Origin of the sequence: Streptomyces sp. NPDC002467, assembly GCF_042889825.1 — a bacterium.
Taxonomy (GTDB): domain Bacteria; phylum Actinomycetota; class Actinomycetes; order Streptomycetales; family Streptomycetaceae; genus Streptomyces.
In genome coordinates, this window is record NZ_JBIARJ010000004.1 from 269,401 (window position 1) to 283,885 (window position 14,485).

Genomic DNA, 14,485 nt, shown 5'->3' on the forward strand with positions numbered 1-14,485 from the left:
CAGTGCGTCGTGCGTGCGCCGGGGGCTCAGGCCTCCGGGGAGCCGCCGAAGCGCTCGCGGTAGGACTCCAGGTCCTCCTCGGTCACCCGCGCGAAGAGCACCGGCGGCACCGTGAACGGGGTTCCGGCCGGGACCGCGTCCAGGGCCTTGGCCTGGTCCGGCGTGATCCAGGTCGTGGTGTCGTCGGCCAGCGCGAAGGAGGTGCGCATGGCCCGCGCCGAGGCCGGGATGAAGGGCTCGGAGACCACCGAGTACAGGTGGATGAGGTTCATCGCGGTGCGCAGGGTGAGCGCGGCGGCCTCCAGGTCGGTCTTGACCTCCAGCCAGGGGGCCTTCTCGTCCAGGTACGCGTTGCCCGCCGACCACAGGGCGCGCAGCGCGGCCGCGGCCTTGCGGTACTGGAGGGCCTCCATGTGGCCCTCGTACTCGGCCAGCAGTTCGGCGATCTGCTCGCCGAGCTTCGCCTCCGCCTCGCCCGCCGGGCTGCCCGCGGGGACCTCGTCGCCGAACTTCTTTCGGGAGAAGGTGAGCACGCGGTTGACGAAGTTGCCGAGGGTGCCCCCGAGGTCCTTGTTGACCGTGGCGGCGAAGTGCTCCCACGTGAAGGACGAGTCGTCGGACTCGGGCGCGTTGGCGATGAGGAAGTAGCGCCAGAAGTCGGCGGGCAGGATCTCCAGCGCCTGGTCGGTGAAGACGCCGCGCTTCTGCGAGGTGGAGAACTTGCCGCCGTAGTACGTCAGCCAGTTGAAGGCCTTGACGTAGTCGACCTTCTTCCACGGCTCGCGGGTGGCCAGCTCGGTGGCGGGGAACATCACCGTGTGGAACGGGACGTTGTCCTTGGCCATGAACTGGGTGTAGCGGACGTCCTCGGCCTCGTACCACCACGACTTGTAGTCGCGGCCGGCCGGGTCCAGATCGGCCCACTCCTTCGTCGAGCCGATGTACTCGATCGGCGCGTCGAACCACACGTAGAAGACCTTGCCCTCGGCGGCGAGCTCCGGCCAGGTGTCGGCCGGGACCGGGACGCCCCAGTCGAGGTCGCGGGTGATGGCGCGGTCGTGCAGGCCCTCGGTCAGCCACTTGCGGGCGATGGAGGAGGCGAGCTGCGGCCACTCCTCCTCGTGCTCCGAGACCCAGGCCTCGACCTCGTGCTGGAGCTTGGACTGCAGCAGGAAGAGGTGCTTGGTCTCGCGGACTTCGAGCTCGGTGGAGCCGGAGATGGCCGAGCGGGGCTCGATCAGGTCCGTGGGGTCCAGGACGCGGGTGCAGTTCTCGCACTGGTCGCCGCGGGCCTTGTCGTAGCCGCAGTGCGGGCAGGTGCCCTCGACGTAGCGGTCCGGCAGGAAGCGGCCGTCGACCGGCGAGTAGACCTGCCGGATCGCGCGCTCCTCGATGAAGCCGTTCTCCTGGAGCTTGCGCGCGAAGTGCTGGGTGATCTCGCGGTTCTGCTCGGAGGAGCTGCGGCCGAAGTAGTCGAAGGACAGCTCGAAGCCGTCGTAGACCGCCTTCTGGGCGTCGTGGGCCTGCGCGCAGAACTCGGCGACCGAGAGGCCGGCCTCCTTGGCGGCGAGCTCGGCGGGGGTGCCGTGCTCGTCGGTGGCGCAGATGTACAGGACGTCGTGGCCGCGCTGGCGGAGGTACCGGGAGTACACATCCGCCGGAAGCATCGACCCGACCATGTTGCCCAGGTGCTTGATCCCGTTGATGTAGGGAAGCGCGCTGGTGATCAGGTGTCGAGCCATCCTCGGATGCTCCATTTCATTTGTACGGTACGTGCGGTGCTACGTGACGTGACGATCCGGATAGGGGGCCCATGCTACAGGCGGCCGGGTCCACGGCGACGTGCAGGGACGGGTGACGGGCATATGCGCGGGCGTCCCGCGGAACCCCCGCGCGATCGACTTCGATCACGACGCGATCATCACCGAACGTAATATTTCCAGGTTTCCGCTCTGCGCCCCCGGAGTGCGCCCGCGCTGATTTCCTGTTCCCGCACAGGGGATGAGGTGGAACGGTGAGCGATGGCGGACCGGAGGAGTCCGGTGGGGCCGTGGGACTGCCGAGCCGACGGCGACGGCCGACACCCATGAGCCAGTGGGATCCGGCTGCGCGCGTCTCGTACTGGGCGTTCCACGCGAACAGGCGGCCCGCGTACATGCGTTTCGCGTACCTGCAGCTGGGATCGGACGCGGCGGCGGAGGAAGCGGTGGACGCCGCCTTCGACTCGATCATGGGCGAGTGGCTCCGGATGCTCCACATGGACCGCCTCGACGCCTACGCCTGGACCGTCCTCAAACAGTGCATAGTCGGCCGGCAGCACCTGCTCAACCCCTGGCGGCGGCGGCCGGAGCCGATGGACATCAGTGCCTTCGAGGCCGCGCTCAAGGAGGCGCACGCCGACCGGTACGAGGTGCTGACCGACACCATCCGCTTCTACTCCGCGGTCTCCCGGCTGGCCGAGCGCCAGCGCGACGCCGTACTCCTGCGGTACGGACTGCGCTGCTCGCCCGGCGAGGCCGCCGCGGTGATGGGCGTGGACGAGGCCACCGTCCGCTCCTACCTCGGCCAGGCCCACCGGCGGCTCGCCCGCCTGCTCGACACGTCAGCGGATCCGGTCGGCCGTCCCGACGGCGCCGACTCCGCGGAATCAGCCGGCTCATGAAGCGAAACGAACGGCAGGACCCTCACGACGCAGGCGACCCGCGCGACGGGCGGGACGGGCGGGACGGACGCGACGGGCGGGACGGCGATGAGACCACCCGCTCCCTGGCCCGGTTCCTGGCCCGGGCGGGCGTCCGCGACCGCTACCCGCACTACGACCTCGGCGCGGCCGAGGCCCGGCTGCTGCGCGCCACCCCGCACACGCCCGTCCCCGGACACCGCGCCCGGCGCCGCGCCGCCTTCGGGTGGAGCGACCCGACGCGGGACTGTCCACTGGACGCCGAACGGGCCCGGCGCGACCTCAAGGCCGCCTGCCTGGCCGCCGTGTGCGCGCCCAAGGCCGTCGCGCAGTTGGACTCCTTCGTGACGGGCGGGCGCACCGACCTGGCCGGGGCCACCGTGTTCGGCTGCGTGCTGCACCTGGCGGGGCTGCGCGAGGGCGCCCTCTTCTGGTGGCAGTTCGCCGCCGGCTGGGGCACCGCGCGGACCACGGCCGCCGCCTACTGCCTCTTCCTCGACCACTCCCGGCGCGGCGAGCACCACGACGCCCGGCACTGGGCGCGCGAGCTGGGCCGGCGCGGCTTCCGGCCGGGCGGCCGACGGGACCTGCGGGAGGTGCGGCTGTGCGCGCAGGCGGCCGTCCTGCGGTACGTGGACCAGCTCGACGACCCCGATCTGGGGCCGGTGCCGCTGCCGAGGCCCGGGTTGTCCGGGGTGCTGGCCGCGTTCCGGCCGCTGCTGCCGGTGCCCGTGGTCACGGTGACGCCGCCCGCCGGGGCCGCGGCTCCGGCCGCCTCCCGGTCGGCCGTCGGTCCGCTGCGCCACCCGGCGCTGACGGCCGCCGCGCGCGGCACGGTGGTCCAGGCGGGGGCCGGCGAGGCCCTGGCGGAGGCGCGGCGCGCGCTGGCCGTCGTACGGGTCCTCGAACGGCATCCGCTCGGTGTGCGGACCGCGCAGCTGGGGCGGGAGACCGGTCTGGCCGAGGCGGAGCTGCGCCCGCTGCTGTCCATGCTGTGCGAAGAGGAGTACGCGTACCGGCCCGGCGCGGGGGTGTACGGGCGCGGGCCCGCCCTCGACCGGCTCGCGGCTCCCGGCCGCCACGGCCTGGCGGGCCAGCTCCAGCGGACCCTGGCCCTGGCCCGGGACAGCGCGGGCGCCGCCGTGTACCTGAGCCGCTACGCGGGGGGCGAGGTCCGGATCACGCAGATGGCGGACGGGCCGGGGGCCCCGCCGGTGCGGGAGTGGGTGGACTTCCGGGACGCCGCGCACGCCAGCGCGGTCGGCAAGTGCCTCCTGACCCAGCTCGACCACGACCGGCGGGCCGACCACGTGGCCCGCCACCGGCCGGCCCGGCTCACCGCGCGGACGATCACCGACAGCCGGGCCCTGTTCACCGCCCTGGACGCCGTCGCTCCCGGCGCGCCCGTCTTCGACCTGCGCGAATACGCCCCGGGGGTCGTCTGCTCGGCGGTCCCGATCGCCACCGGCGACGCCGCCGGAAGCCTCGCGCTCTCCCTGCCCGCGACCCACGCCCACCGGCTGCGCCCGGCAACGGACGCCCTGCGTCGCAAGGCCGTCCCGGTCCTGCTGGCGCTCCTCCTGTCGGGGGCGATCCCGCCGGACGCCCCCGCCACGCCCTGGGATCCGGCCCCGGCTTCGCCCCAGCCGGTGAAGTCCCCGGTCACCGCGGAGACCCTGCGCCATCTGCGGCGGCTGTTCCGGACCCCGCTGACGGGCGCCGCCGCCGCGGCCGACGGCCCCCATCTGGTCAGCGACTCCGAGGCGGGCGCGGCGTACCTCTTCGACGCCGCCGCGACCGGCGGGCCCGACCTGGCCCTCCCCCACACCTTCACCCCGGTCACCCCGGGCAGCCTGACGACACCGGGCGGGTTGGTGGTGCTGCGCACCTGAAGGACGTACGAGGACGCACCCGGACGGGAGAACCGTCCGCAAACGCAGAAGAACCCCACCGGAGTGGGGTTCTTCTTTGTGTGTCCGAGGGGGGACTTGAACCCCCACGCCCGATAAAGGGCACTAGCACCTCAAGCTAGCGCGTCTGCCATTCCGCCACCCGGACCAGGTGACCGCCCCGGTTTCCCGCGGCGACATGGACAACAATAGCAAAGGATTGACGGGGCTCGGACCACTTATCCGAGCGGCCCGTCTTCCGCCACGCCGTGCTGACCTGCGGGCATGCGGAGAGCGGCTCCCGGATGGCGAGATCGGGTGGACAGCGGGGTGCCCCGGGCGGTCGTATGTGGGCGCACACATCCGGGGGGAGCCGCGCATGGAAACCGAGCACCGAAGCGAGCAGCGAACCGAGCACCGCGTCAGTACGTTGGAGCTCTTCTTCGACCTCGTCTTCGTCTTCACGATCACCCAGCTGACGGTGCTGCTGGCGGACGACATCGGCCCGCGGAGCGCGGGGCAGGTGCTGCTGATCTTCACGGTGTTGTTCTGGATGTACGGGGGCTACGCCTACCTGACCAACCAGGTGCCGCCGGACCGGCCCGTGCGCAGGGTGCTGCTCCTGCTGGCCATGGGGGCGTTCCTGGTCTGCGCGCTGGCCGTGCCGACCGCCTTCGGGGACGGTGGTGTGGCCTTCGGGCTGGGCTATCTGATGGTCGTGCTGGTGCACGCCGCGCTGTTCACGGAGGCCCACGGGCGCGGGGTGGTCTGGTTCGCGCTGCCGAACGCGCTGTCCGCGCTGTCGGTGACCGCGGCCGGGCTGTTCGACGGGCCGGCCGCGTGGGGGCTGTGGGTGCTGGCGCTGGCGCTGCAGTTCGTCACGGCCCACATCGTGCGGTGGCTGGCCGCCAGGGGGCCGGGGGCCGAGGACGGGGACCAACACGGTGCGATCAGCGCCCCGCACTTCGTGGAACGGCACGGGCTGCTGCTGATCATCGTGTTCGGCGAGTCCGTGATCGCGATCGGCATCGGGGTGGGTTCGGTGCCGCCGACCCTCGGGATCGTCACGGGCGCGTTCCTGACGCTGGCCGTCGGGGCGGCCCTGTGGTGGATGTACTTCGTACGCGACGAGGGCCGGGCCGAGCAGGTGTTCGCGGGAACGCCGCCCGAGGGCCGTTTCAAACTGGCGCTGCGCGCGTACTACTACGCGTTCATTCCGATGCTGCTGGGAATCGCCGGCTTCTCGGCGGGCGTGAAGAAGACCATCGGGCACCTCGGGGAGCACCTCGCCGCGGGCCCGGCCCTCGCCCTCGCGGGCGGGGTGGCCTGCTACCTGGCCGGGGACGTCGCCTTCCGGCTGGTGCTCGGCGTACGGCCCGTCCGCTTCCGCGCGGGGGCCGTCGTGCCGGTGCTGGCCACCGCCGCCGCCGGGATGCGGCTGGGCGGCGCGTGGCAGCTGGTGGCGCTGGTACTGGTGCTCGTCGGCGCGCTGGCCGTGGAGGGGCGCGCCGCACGGACTTCCGGGATCAGGGGCAGCGGATGACCTGGCCCGCGTAGGAGAGGTTTCCGCCGAAGCCGAAGAGGAGGACGGGGGCTCCGGAGGGGATCTCGCCGCGCTGGACCAGCTTGGACAGGGCCATCGGAATGCTGCCGGCCGAGGTGTTGCCGGAGTCGACGACGTCGCGGGCGACGACGGCGTTGACGGCGCCGATCTTGGCGGCGAGGGGCTCGATGATCCTCAGGTTGGCCTGGTGCAGGACGACCGCGGCCAGGTCCTCCGGCAGGATCCCTGCCTTCTCGCAGACCTTGCGGGCGAGCGGCGGGAGCTGGCTGGTGGTCCAGCGGTAGACGGACTGACCCTCCTGCGCGAAGACCGGCGGCGAGCCCTCGATGCGGACGGCGTTGCCCATCTCCGGGACCGAGCCCCACAGCACGGGGCCGATGCCGGGCTCGTCGCAGGCCTCGACGACGGCCGCGCCGGCGCCGTCGCCGGTGAGCACGCAGGTGGTGCGGTCGCTCCAGTCGGTGATCTCGGTCATCTTGTCCGCGCCGATCACCAGCGCGCGGGTGGCCGAGCCGGCCCGGATGGCGTGGTCGGCGGTGGCCAGGGCGTGGGTGAAGCCCGAGCAGACGACGTTGATGTCCATCACGGCGGGGCCGCCGCCCATGCCCAGCTTGGCGGCCACGCGGGCGGCCATGTTGGGCGAGCGGTCGATCGCGGTGGAGGTGGCGACGAGGACGAGGTCGATGTCGTCCGGGGTCAGACCGGCGCCGGCCAGTGCCTTGCCCGCGGCCTGGAAGGCCAGCTCGTCGACGGGCTCTTCCGGGCCCGCGATGTGGCGGGTGCGGATGCCGACGCGGGAACGGATCCACTCGTCGGTGGTGTCGACCATGGCCGCGAGGTCCTCGTTGGTGAGCACTTTCGCGGGCTGGTAGTGCCCTAGCGCCACCACTCGTGAACCGGTCATGGGCGGGGTCCCCCCTACGTACGGAAGTCAGGATCACCCAGCTTTGCCTGCTACTGATGGGTACGTGTGCGTGTGACCCGACAGGATTCCGGGGCTGCATTTTGGAGATTCCCGAGGATCCACCTGCCGGGAGCGGCGCCGGAAGCGGAACCGGGACAATGAGTCCGTCGGTTGCGGACGAGGAAACAGAAGGTTGGACTGATCACCATGGGACGGGTCACCGAGCGCCGTCGCGTCGTCCGGATCCGGGGCGGAGTGGCGGGTGTGCGCCCGGACACGCTGGTGGCCGAGGAGCCCCTGGAGATCCGCCTGAACGGAAAACCGCTGGCCATCACCATGCGGACCCCGGGTGACGACTTCGCGCTGGCGGTGGGTTTCCTCGTGAGCGAGGGCGTGCTGGGGGCGGCCTCGGACGTGCAGGCCGTCACCTACTGCGAGGGCGCGACCGAGGACGGCTCCAACACGTACAACGTCGTCAACGTGCAGTTGGCCGCCGGCGTTCCGGTGCCGGACATCACGCTGGAGCGGAACGTCTACACCACCTCCTCCTGCGGCCTGTGCGGGAAGGCGAGCCTGGACGCGGTCCGTACCGCGACCCGGTTCCCGGGGGCCGCGGCCGATCCGGTCCGGGTGCCGGTGGAGGTCCTCGCCGGGCTCCCGGACGAGCTGCGTGCCGCCCAGAAGGTCTTCGACCGCACGGGCGGGCTGCACGCGGCCGGGCTGTTCACGGCGCGGGGCGAGCTGCTGGACCTGCGGGAGGACGTGGGCCGGCACAACGCGGTGGACAAGATAATCGGCCGGGCCCTCCAGGCGGGACGGCTCCCCCTGGCGGGGGCGGTCCTGCTGGTGTCGGGCCGGGCCTCCTTCGAGCTGGTCCAGAAGGCCGTGATGGCGGGCATACCGGTCCTCGCGGCGGTCTCCGCGCCGTCCTCCCTCGCCGTTGACCTGGCGCTGGAGTCGGGCATGACGCTCGTCGGGTTCCTGCGGGGGCCGGACATGAACATCTACGCGGGCGACGAGCGGATCATTCGGTAGGGGCCGGTCTCAGCGGCGGCCTCGGCGGCCTCGGCGGGTGGAGTTCGGGGCCGGGGCGGGCTCCGGGGGCTCGATGCGGTGGAGGTCCAGGGTGGCCGGGACCGGGGCGGTGCCGGGGCCGCCGGACTCGGCCCAGGCGATGATCTCGTCGGTGGCGGTGTCGTCCAGGGCCCAGCCGAACCAGGCCGCGCGCGCCCCGCGGCGACGGGCCTCGCTGGTGGGCTGGACCACGATGACGTTGGCCTGGGCACAGGGGCCGAGGCAGTCGCTCGTACGGACGGCCAGCCGGCCCCCGGAGGCCGCGGCGGCCTCGCGCAGCCGGGCGAGCTGTCCGGCGTGGTCGGTGCCGGGGTTCTTGCCCGGGTCGCCGCAGCAGCAGCCGCGGCAGACGACCAGGGTGCAGGGGCGTTCGGCGTGGGCGGCGAGCGGGCGTATCCAGGTCACCACCGAACGTTATCGGGCCTGGCCCGTGCGCTGTCCGGACGGGAGGGAGACCTCCGCCACACGGTCGGCGCCGTCGCCGGGCTCCTGCGGGTCCTGGGCGCGGCGGCGGGCGAGGACGGCGCACACCATCAGCTGCATCTGGTGGAACAGCATCAGCGGCAGCACCGCGAGGCTCGCCTGGGCGCCGAACAGGACGCTGGCCATGGGGAGTCCGGCGGCGAGGCTCTTCTTCGACCCGGCGAACTGGATGGCGACGCGGTCGGCGCGGCCGAACCCGAGCCGTGCGGACCCGTACCAGGTGACGAGGAGCATCACGGCGAGGAGGACCGCTTCCACCGCCATCAGGGCGCCGAGGCGCGGGAGGCTGACCTGGTGCCAGATCCCGGCGGCCATGCCCGCGCTGAAGGCCGCGTACACGACGAGCAGGATCGAGCCGCGGTCGACGTAGCCGAGCACCTTCTTGTTGCGCACGAGGAAGCCGCCGACCCAGGGGCGCAGGGCCTGGCCGAGGAGGAAGGGCAGCAGGAGCTGGAGGACGATCTTGACGAGGGAGTCCGCGGAGAAGCCGCCCGCGTCCCCGCCGAGCAGGCCGGCGGCCAGGAGCGGGGTGATCAGGATCCCGGCGAGGCTGGAGAAGGAACCGGCGCAGATCGCGGCGGGGACGTTGCCCCGGGCGATCGAGGTGAAGGCGATGGAGGACTGGATGGTCGAGGGGACCAGGCAGAGGAAGAGCAGACCGCTGTAGAGCGGGGGCGTGAGGAGGGTGGGGACGAGGCCGCGTGCCGCCAGGCCGAGGAGGGGGAAGAGGACGAAGGTGCAGGCGAGCACGGTGAGGTGGAGCCGCCAGTGACGCAGTCCGTCCAGGGCCTCGCGGGTGGAGAGGCGGGCGCCGTAGAGGAAGAAGAGCAGCGCCACGGCCGCGGTGGAGGCACCCTCGGCGACGGTGGCGGCCGGCCCGCGTGCGGGCAGCAGGGCGGCGAGGCCGACGGTGCCGAGGAGGGCCAGGATGTACGGATCCAGGGGCAGCCGGGCGGGAAGGTGCGGGCGGCGCATGTGCGGTGCCTTTTGCTGTCGGGGGCGGGGGCGGGGGCCGGTGCCCATGCCTTGCGGCGGGGCGGTGTCGGGTGCCGGTGCCTTGCGGGCGCGGGCCGGGGCGGGTGGCGGCGCCTTGCCGGCGCGGGCGGTGTCGGGTGCCGGTGCCTTGTGGCGCCTGTCGGGTCGGGTGCCTTGCCTTGCGGGCGCAGGCGGTGCGGGTGGGTGGGTGCGGGTGCCGTGCCCTGTGGGCACCGCGCCTTGCGGGCGCGGTTGATCGCGTGACGGGCGGCGGTTCCGGGGTCGGTGCCTTCGGATGGCCCCGGACGCCGGGCGCCCGGGCCGGCAGGTCCGGGCGTGCGGATTGTCTGCCTCCATCCTCCGGGGGTGAGCGGTGATCGGGAAACCCGTACACCGTGCTCACTGTCATCGCTCGACGTGATGACCGGCGTAGCCTGGGCGGTATGTACGACCCCGTCCAGCTGCGCACCTTCCTCACCGTGGCGCAGACGCTGAGCTTCACGCAGGCCGCCGGACGGCTCGGCGTGCGGCAGTCCACCGTCAGTCAGCACGTGCGGCGGCTGGAGGAGGCGACGGGCCGGCCCCTGTTCGTCCGGGACACGCACAGCGTGGAGCTGACCGAGGACGGCGAGGCGATGCTCGGCTTCGCGCGCACCATCCTGGAGGCCCACGAGCGGGCGGCGGCCTTCTTCACCGGGACGCGGCTGCAGGGGCGGCTGCGTTTCGGGGCCTCGGAGGACTTCGTGCTGACCCGGCTGCCGGAGATCCTGGAGGGCTTCCGGCACGAGCACCCCGAGGTGGACCTCGAACTGTCGGTGGAGCTCTCGGGCACCCTCCACGAGCGGCTCGACGCCGGGCGCCTCGACCTGGTGCTGGCCAAACGGCGCGGGCCCGGGGACGAGCGGGGGCGGCTCGTGTGGCGGGACCGGATGGTGTGGATCGGGGCGGAGGGGCTCCGGGTGGATCCCGAGCGGCCGGTCCCGCTGATCGTGTTCCCGCCCCCGGGGATCACCCGGGCCCGAGCGCTGGAGGTGCTGGAGCGGGAAGGGCGGGCGTGGCGGATCGCGTGCACGAGCGGCAGCCTGAGCGGGCTGATCGCGGCGGCCCGGGCCGGGCTGGGCGTGATGGCCCATACGCGGGGGTTGATCCCGCCGGGGCTGGTGCGGGTCGGCGGGCTGCCGGAGCTCGGTCCGGTGGATTTCGCGCTGCTGCGCGGGGCGCGTCCGTCGGCCGCCGCGGAGGCCTTGGCGGCGGCCGTGCTGTCGGGTGCGGACCGGCTGAGCCGGAGCGGCTGACCGCGGTCTCCGGGTGCGGGTGTGGGTGCGGGTGTGGCTGCGAGTGCAGGTGCGGGTGCCGCTGCGCGGAGCCGGCCCCCGCCCCGCCCTTTCTCCGTTTCCCGGGGCTCCGCCCCCGACCCCGCGCCTCAAACGCCGGCGAGGCTGCAGGATCGGGGCCCCGCCCCGGACCCCCGGTCCTCAAACGCCGGACGGGCTGGATGTGCCGCGCCCAGGGGCACATCCAGCCCCGCCGGCGTTTGAGGCGCGGGGGTCCGGGTGCAGGGCCACCGGCATCGGCAAGCGGGGCTCTGGGGAGGTCTTGTGGAGGTATCCGCAAGGTGATCAACCGTTGTTTACCGTGCGGTACGTTCACCGCGGCGCGCGGAGAGGAGCGGGGGCTTGAGGGAGATCACCGTCCCACCCGTCGTCACGGGCACGCCCGTCGGCGGGCTGGCCGACGTCGTGTTCCAGTACGCGCGGCAGGAGCCCGACCGGGTGGTCCTGGGACGCAAGACCGGCGGGGACTGGCAGGACGTGACGTCCGGGGAGCTGGCCGCCGAGGTGCTGGCGCTCGCCAAGGGACTGCTGGCGCAAGGGGTGCGGTTCGGGGACCGGGTCGCGATCATGTCCCGTACCCGGTACGAGTGGACGCTCTTCGACTTCGCGCTGTGGGCGGTCGGCGCCCAGCCCGTCCCCGTCTACCCGACCGCCTCCGCCGAGCAGGTGCAGTGGATCCTGTACGACTCCGCGTGCACGGCCTGCGTCGTGGAGAACGAGGACCAGGCGATGACGGTGGGATCGGTCATCGACGGGCTCCCCATGCTGCGCAGGCTCTGGCAGCTCGACTCGGGCGCGGTCGGGGAACTCGTCGCGGACGGGGCCGGGGTCGCCGAGGACGTGGTGCACCGGCACCGCCGCGCGGTGACCCCCGACGCGACCGCCACCGTCATCTACACCTCCGGGACCACCGGCCGCCCCAAGGGGTGCGTGCTCACGCACGCGAACTTCATGTACGAGACCGACACCCTGGTCAGCCGCTGGGAGTCCGTGTTCCAGGCCAGGCAGGGCGAGCAGCCGTCGACCCTGCTCTTCCTTCCGCTGGCGCACGTCTTCGGGCGGATGGTGGAGGTGGCCGCCGTCCGGGCGCGGGTCAAGCTGGGGCACCAGCCGGTGCTGGCGGCGGCCGAACTGCTGCCGGACCTCGCGGCGTTCCGGCCGACGTTCGTGCTGGGGGTCCCGTACGTCTTCGAGAAGGTCTTCGCGGCGGCCCGCCGCAAGGCGGAGGCGGAGGGGCGTACGGGGCCCTTCGACCGGGCGGTGGAAACGGCCGTGCGGTACGCGGAAGCGCGCGAGCAGAAGGCCTTCGGCACCGGGCCCGGTCCCTCGGCCGGGCTGCGGATGGAGCACCAGCTCTTCGAGAAGCTCGTCTACGGGAAGGTCCGCGAGGCGCTGGGCGGTCGGGTGCGGCACGCCATGTCGGGCGGGTCGGCGATGTCGCGCCGCCTCGGGCTCTTCTTCGACGGCGCGGGGATCACGGTCTTCGAGGGGTACGGCCTGACGGAGTCGTGCGCGGCGGCCACCGCGAATCCCCCCGGTGCGACGAAGTACGGCACGGTCGGGCGGCCGATCCCGGGCAGCACCGTGCACATCGCGGACGACGGCGAGATCTGGCTGCACGGCGGGCACGTCTTCTCCGGGTACCTGGGCGACCCCAAGGCGACGGAGGAGGTGCTGCGCGGCGGCTGGCTGGCCACGGGGGACCTGGGGCGGCTGGACGAGGACGGCTACCTGACGATCACCGGGCGCAAGAAGGAGATCCTGGTGACCTCCAACGGCAAGAGCGTGGCCCCGACCGCGCTGGAGGAGCGGGTCCGTTCCCATCCGCTGGTCTCGCAGTGCGTGCTCGTGGGCAACGACCGGCCGTACATCGCGGCCCTGGTCACCCTGGACATGGAGGGGATCGCGCACTGGCTGTCGATGCGCGGCCGGCCGCAGCGGCCGGCGGAGGAGCTGGTGCGGGACGCGGAGCTGACGGCGGAGGTCCGGCGGGCCGTGGTGGCCGCGAACACCCTGGTCTCCCAGGCGGAGGCGATCCGCACCTTCCGTGTGCTGGCCGGGCAGTTCACGGAGGAGCGGGGGCTGTTGACGCCCTCGCTGAAGCTCAAGCGCCGGGCGATCGAGAAGGCGTACGCGAAGGAAGTCGCGGCGCTGTACGAGTCCTGACCTGCCTCGGCACCGCTCCTCCCGGAGGCCTGTAACGCAACCTGACGGTTCGTCACTTTACCGTGTGATTGATATTGACGGACCGTCAGGTCACGCACAGAATGCGGGGATTCCGACCGGAGGGGATCCCCGACATGTTGCGTCCGATCCGCACCCTGGCCGCCGCGGCAGCGGCCCTCGCGCTCGTATCCGCCTGCAATTCCGCCTCCACCAACGGCAACGACAAGGGCGGGGCGAGCGGCGCCGCCGGTGACCGCCGCGGGGTGACCGCCGAGTCGATCAAGGTCGGCGGCATCGTGTCGATGACCAGCGCCGGCGGCTACAGCAAGAAGGACACCGACCTCGGCGCCAAGGCCCGCTACATGAGAGCCAACGCCGAGGGCGGGGTCAACGGCCGCAAGATCGAGTACCTCGGGGCGGAGGACGACGGGCAGGACCCGGCGAAGAACCTCGCCGCCGCCCGCAAACTCGTCCAGCAGGACAAGGTCTTCGCCGTCGCGCCCATGAGTTCGGTGACCTTCTCCGGAGCGGACTTCCTGGAGCAGGAGAAGGTCCCCACCTTCGGCTGGGGCACCCTGCCGTCCTTCTGCGGGCCCAAGTACATCTACGGGTTCAACGGCTGCCTGGTCCCCACCCCCGGCGGCACCCTCAACCAGACCTGGCCCGAGGGGATCGGCCAGGTCCTCGGCGGCGCCCAGGGCAAGTCGGTCGCGATCATCGCCAACGACAGCGACGCCGGGAAGTTCGGCATCCGCACCTTCCAGCAGGGCTTCACCAGCGCCGGGTTCAAGGTGTCCTACGCCAAGGCCTCCGTGCCCTCGACGACCGTGCCGAGCGACTGGTCGGCGTACGTGAAGGACATCCTGGAGGGCGAGGGCGGCAAGGCGCCGGACGCCGTCGTCTCCGTCATGCAGACCCCCAACAACATCGGGTTGTTCACCGCACTCAAGCGCGCCGGGTACAAGGGGGTGCTGTCCGACCCGACCGACTACGACCCCGGTCTGCTCGCCAAGGACGCCACCAAGCAGGCCCTCGACGGGGTGCACGTCCTGCTCCAGTTCCAGCCGTTCGAGTCGACCGACCCGCAGATGGCGCAGTTCAAGGCCGACATCAAGGCCGCGGCGGGCGGTCAGGACGTGCCGCTCAACATGCACATGCTGACCGGCTACATGTCGGCCGACCTCTTCGTGTCCATCGCCCAGAAGGCCGGCAAGGACCTGACCGTCGAATCCTTCCAGGCCGCCGCGCAGGGCTTCTCCGACAAGGGCACGCTCGTCGGCGACCGGGCCGAGCCCAAGGGGCAGAAGGACAGCTTCGGCTGCGGAGCGCTCGTACAGCTGAAGAACGGCGCGTACGAGGTCTCCGTACCGTTCAAGTGCCACGAGCCCATCCCCTTCAAGTAGGGCGGGGGCAAGG

At 72.5% G+C, this 14,485-nt stretch carries 10 protein-coding genes, 1 tRNA gene and 1 pseudogene; 7 read left to right on the plus strand and 5 right to left on the minus strand.

From position 1 onward, the window contains the following. Positions 1–26: 26 nt before the first annotated feature. Positions 27–1,742, minus strand: a complete 1,716-nt coding sequence (gene metG / locus ACFYYJ_RS10910; RefSeq protein ID WP_385126658.1) for a methionine--tRNA ligase — start codon at positions 1,740–1,742, stop codon at positions 27–29. Between the two features lie 344 nt (positions 1,743–2,086). Between metG and ACFYYJ_RS10915 the strand changes: the two genes are divergently transcribed. Both ACFYYJ_RS10915 and ACFYYJ_RS10920 read left to right on the plus strand, forming a co-directional pair. Further along, positions 2,087–2,662, plus strand: a complete 576-nt coding sequence (locus ACFYYJ_RS10915; RefSeq protein WP_385126656.1) for a sigma factor-like helix-turn-helix DNA-binding protein — start codon at positions 2,087–2,089, stop codon at positions 2,660–2,662. 854 nt (positions 2,663–3,516) lie between these two features. Next, a pseudogene (locus tag ACFYYJ_RS10920) lies at positions 3,517–4,263 on the plus strand (IclR family transcriptional regulator C-terminal domain-containing protein); the annotation flags it as partial. A 390-nt stretch (positions 4,264–4,653) separates the two neighbouring features. Here ACFYYJ_RS10920 and ACFYYJ_RS10925 read toward each other — a convergent pair. Then, a tRNA-Leu gene (locus ACFYYJ_RS10925) sits at positions 4,654–4,738 on the minus strand. A gap of 210 nt (positions 4,739–4,948) precedes the next feature. On the opposite strand from ACFYYJ_RS10925, the gene ACFYYJ_RS10930 reads away from it, so the two are divergent. Next, on the plus strand, positions 4,949–6,112 hold the full coding sequence (locus tag ACFYYJ_RS10930; RefSeq protein ID WP_389130954.1) for a low temperature requirement protein A: 1,164 nt from the start codon (positions 4,949–4,951) through the stop codon (positions 6,110–6,112). Here ACFYYJ_RS10930 and ACFYYJ_RS10935 read toward each other — a convergent pair. Then, positions 6,096–7,037 carry a beta-ketoacyl-ACP synthase III gene (locus ACFYYJ_RS10935; RefSeq protein WP_384590090.1) on the minus strand — a complete coding sequence of 314 codons (942 nt, stop codon included), beginning with the start codon at positions 7,035–7,037 and terminating at the stop codon, positions 6,096–6,098. The genes ACFYYJ_RS10930 and ACFYYJ_RS10935 overlap by 17 nt on opposite strands. A gap of 207 nt (positions 7,038–7,244) precedes the next feature. Between ACFYYJ_RS10935 and fdhD the strand changes: the two genes are divergently transcribed. Continuing rightward, complete coding sequence (fdhD, locus tag ACFYYJ_RS10940) at positions 7,245–8,072, plus strand: formate dehydrogenase accessory sulfurtransferase FdhD (RefSeq protein WP_385126652.1); 828 nt, start codon at positions 7,245–7,247, stop codon at positions 8,070–8,072. A 9-nt stretch (positions 8,073–8,081) separates the two neighbouring features. On the opposite strand, the gene ACFYYJ_RS10945 is transcribed toward fdhD, so the two are convergent. Further along, complete coding sequence (locus ACFYYJ_RS10945; RefSeq protein WP_384751557.1) at positions 8,082–8,516, minus strand: (2Fe-2S) ferredoxin domain-containing protein; 435 nt, start codon at positions 8,514–8,516, stop codon at positions 8,082–8,084. A 9-nt stretch (positions 8,517–8,525) separates the two neighbouring features. Further along, the gene (locus tag ACFYYJ_RS10950) at positions 8,526–9,569 is read right to left on the minus strand and encodes a bile acid:sodium symporter family protein (RefSeq protein ID WP_385365881.1); all 1,044 of its coding nucleotides are present in this window, start codon (positions 9,567–9,569) and stop codon (positions 8,526–8,528) included. A gap of 443 nt (positions 9,570–10,012) precedes the next feature. Between ACFYYJ_RS10950 and ACFYYJ_RS10955 the strand changes: the two genes are divergently transcribed. From ACFYYJ_RS10955 to ACFYYJ_RS10965, 3 genes are all read left to right on the plus strand, one after another. Further along, positions 10,013–10,864, plus strand: coding sequence for a LysR substrate-binding domain-containing protein (locus ACFYYJ_RS10955; RefSeq protein ID WP_389130960.1), 852 nt, complete (start codon positions 10,013–10,015; stop codon positions 10,862–10,864). A gap of 381 nt (positions 10,865–11,245) precedes the next feature. After that, positions 11,246–13,069 (plus strand): AMP-dependent synthetase/ligase, encoded by a 1,824-nt coding sequence (locus tag ACFYYJ_RS10960; protein ID WP_385366580.1) that lies wholly within the window; start codon positions 11,246–11,248, stop codon positions 13,067–13,069. Positions 13,070–13,203: 134 nt separating this feature from the next. After that, positions 13,204–14,472 carry an ABC transporter substrate-binding protein gene (locus ACFYYJ_RS10965; protein ID WP_389130963.1) on the plus strand — a complete coding sequence of 423 codons (1,269 nt, stop codon included), beginning with the start codon at positions 13,204–13,206 and terminating at the stop codon, positions 14,470–14,472. Positions 14,473–14,485: the final 13 nt, after the last annotated feature.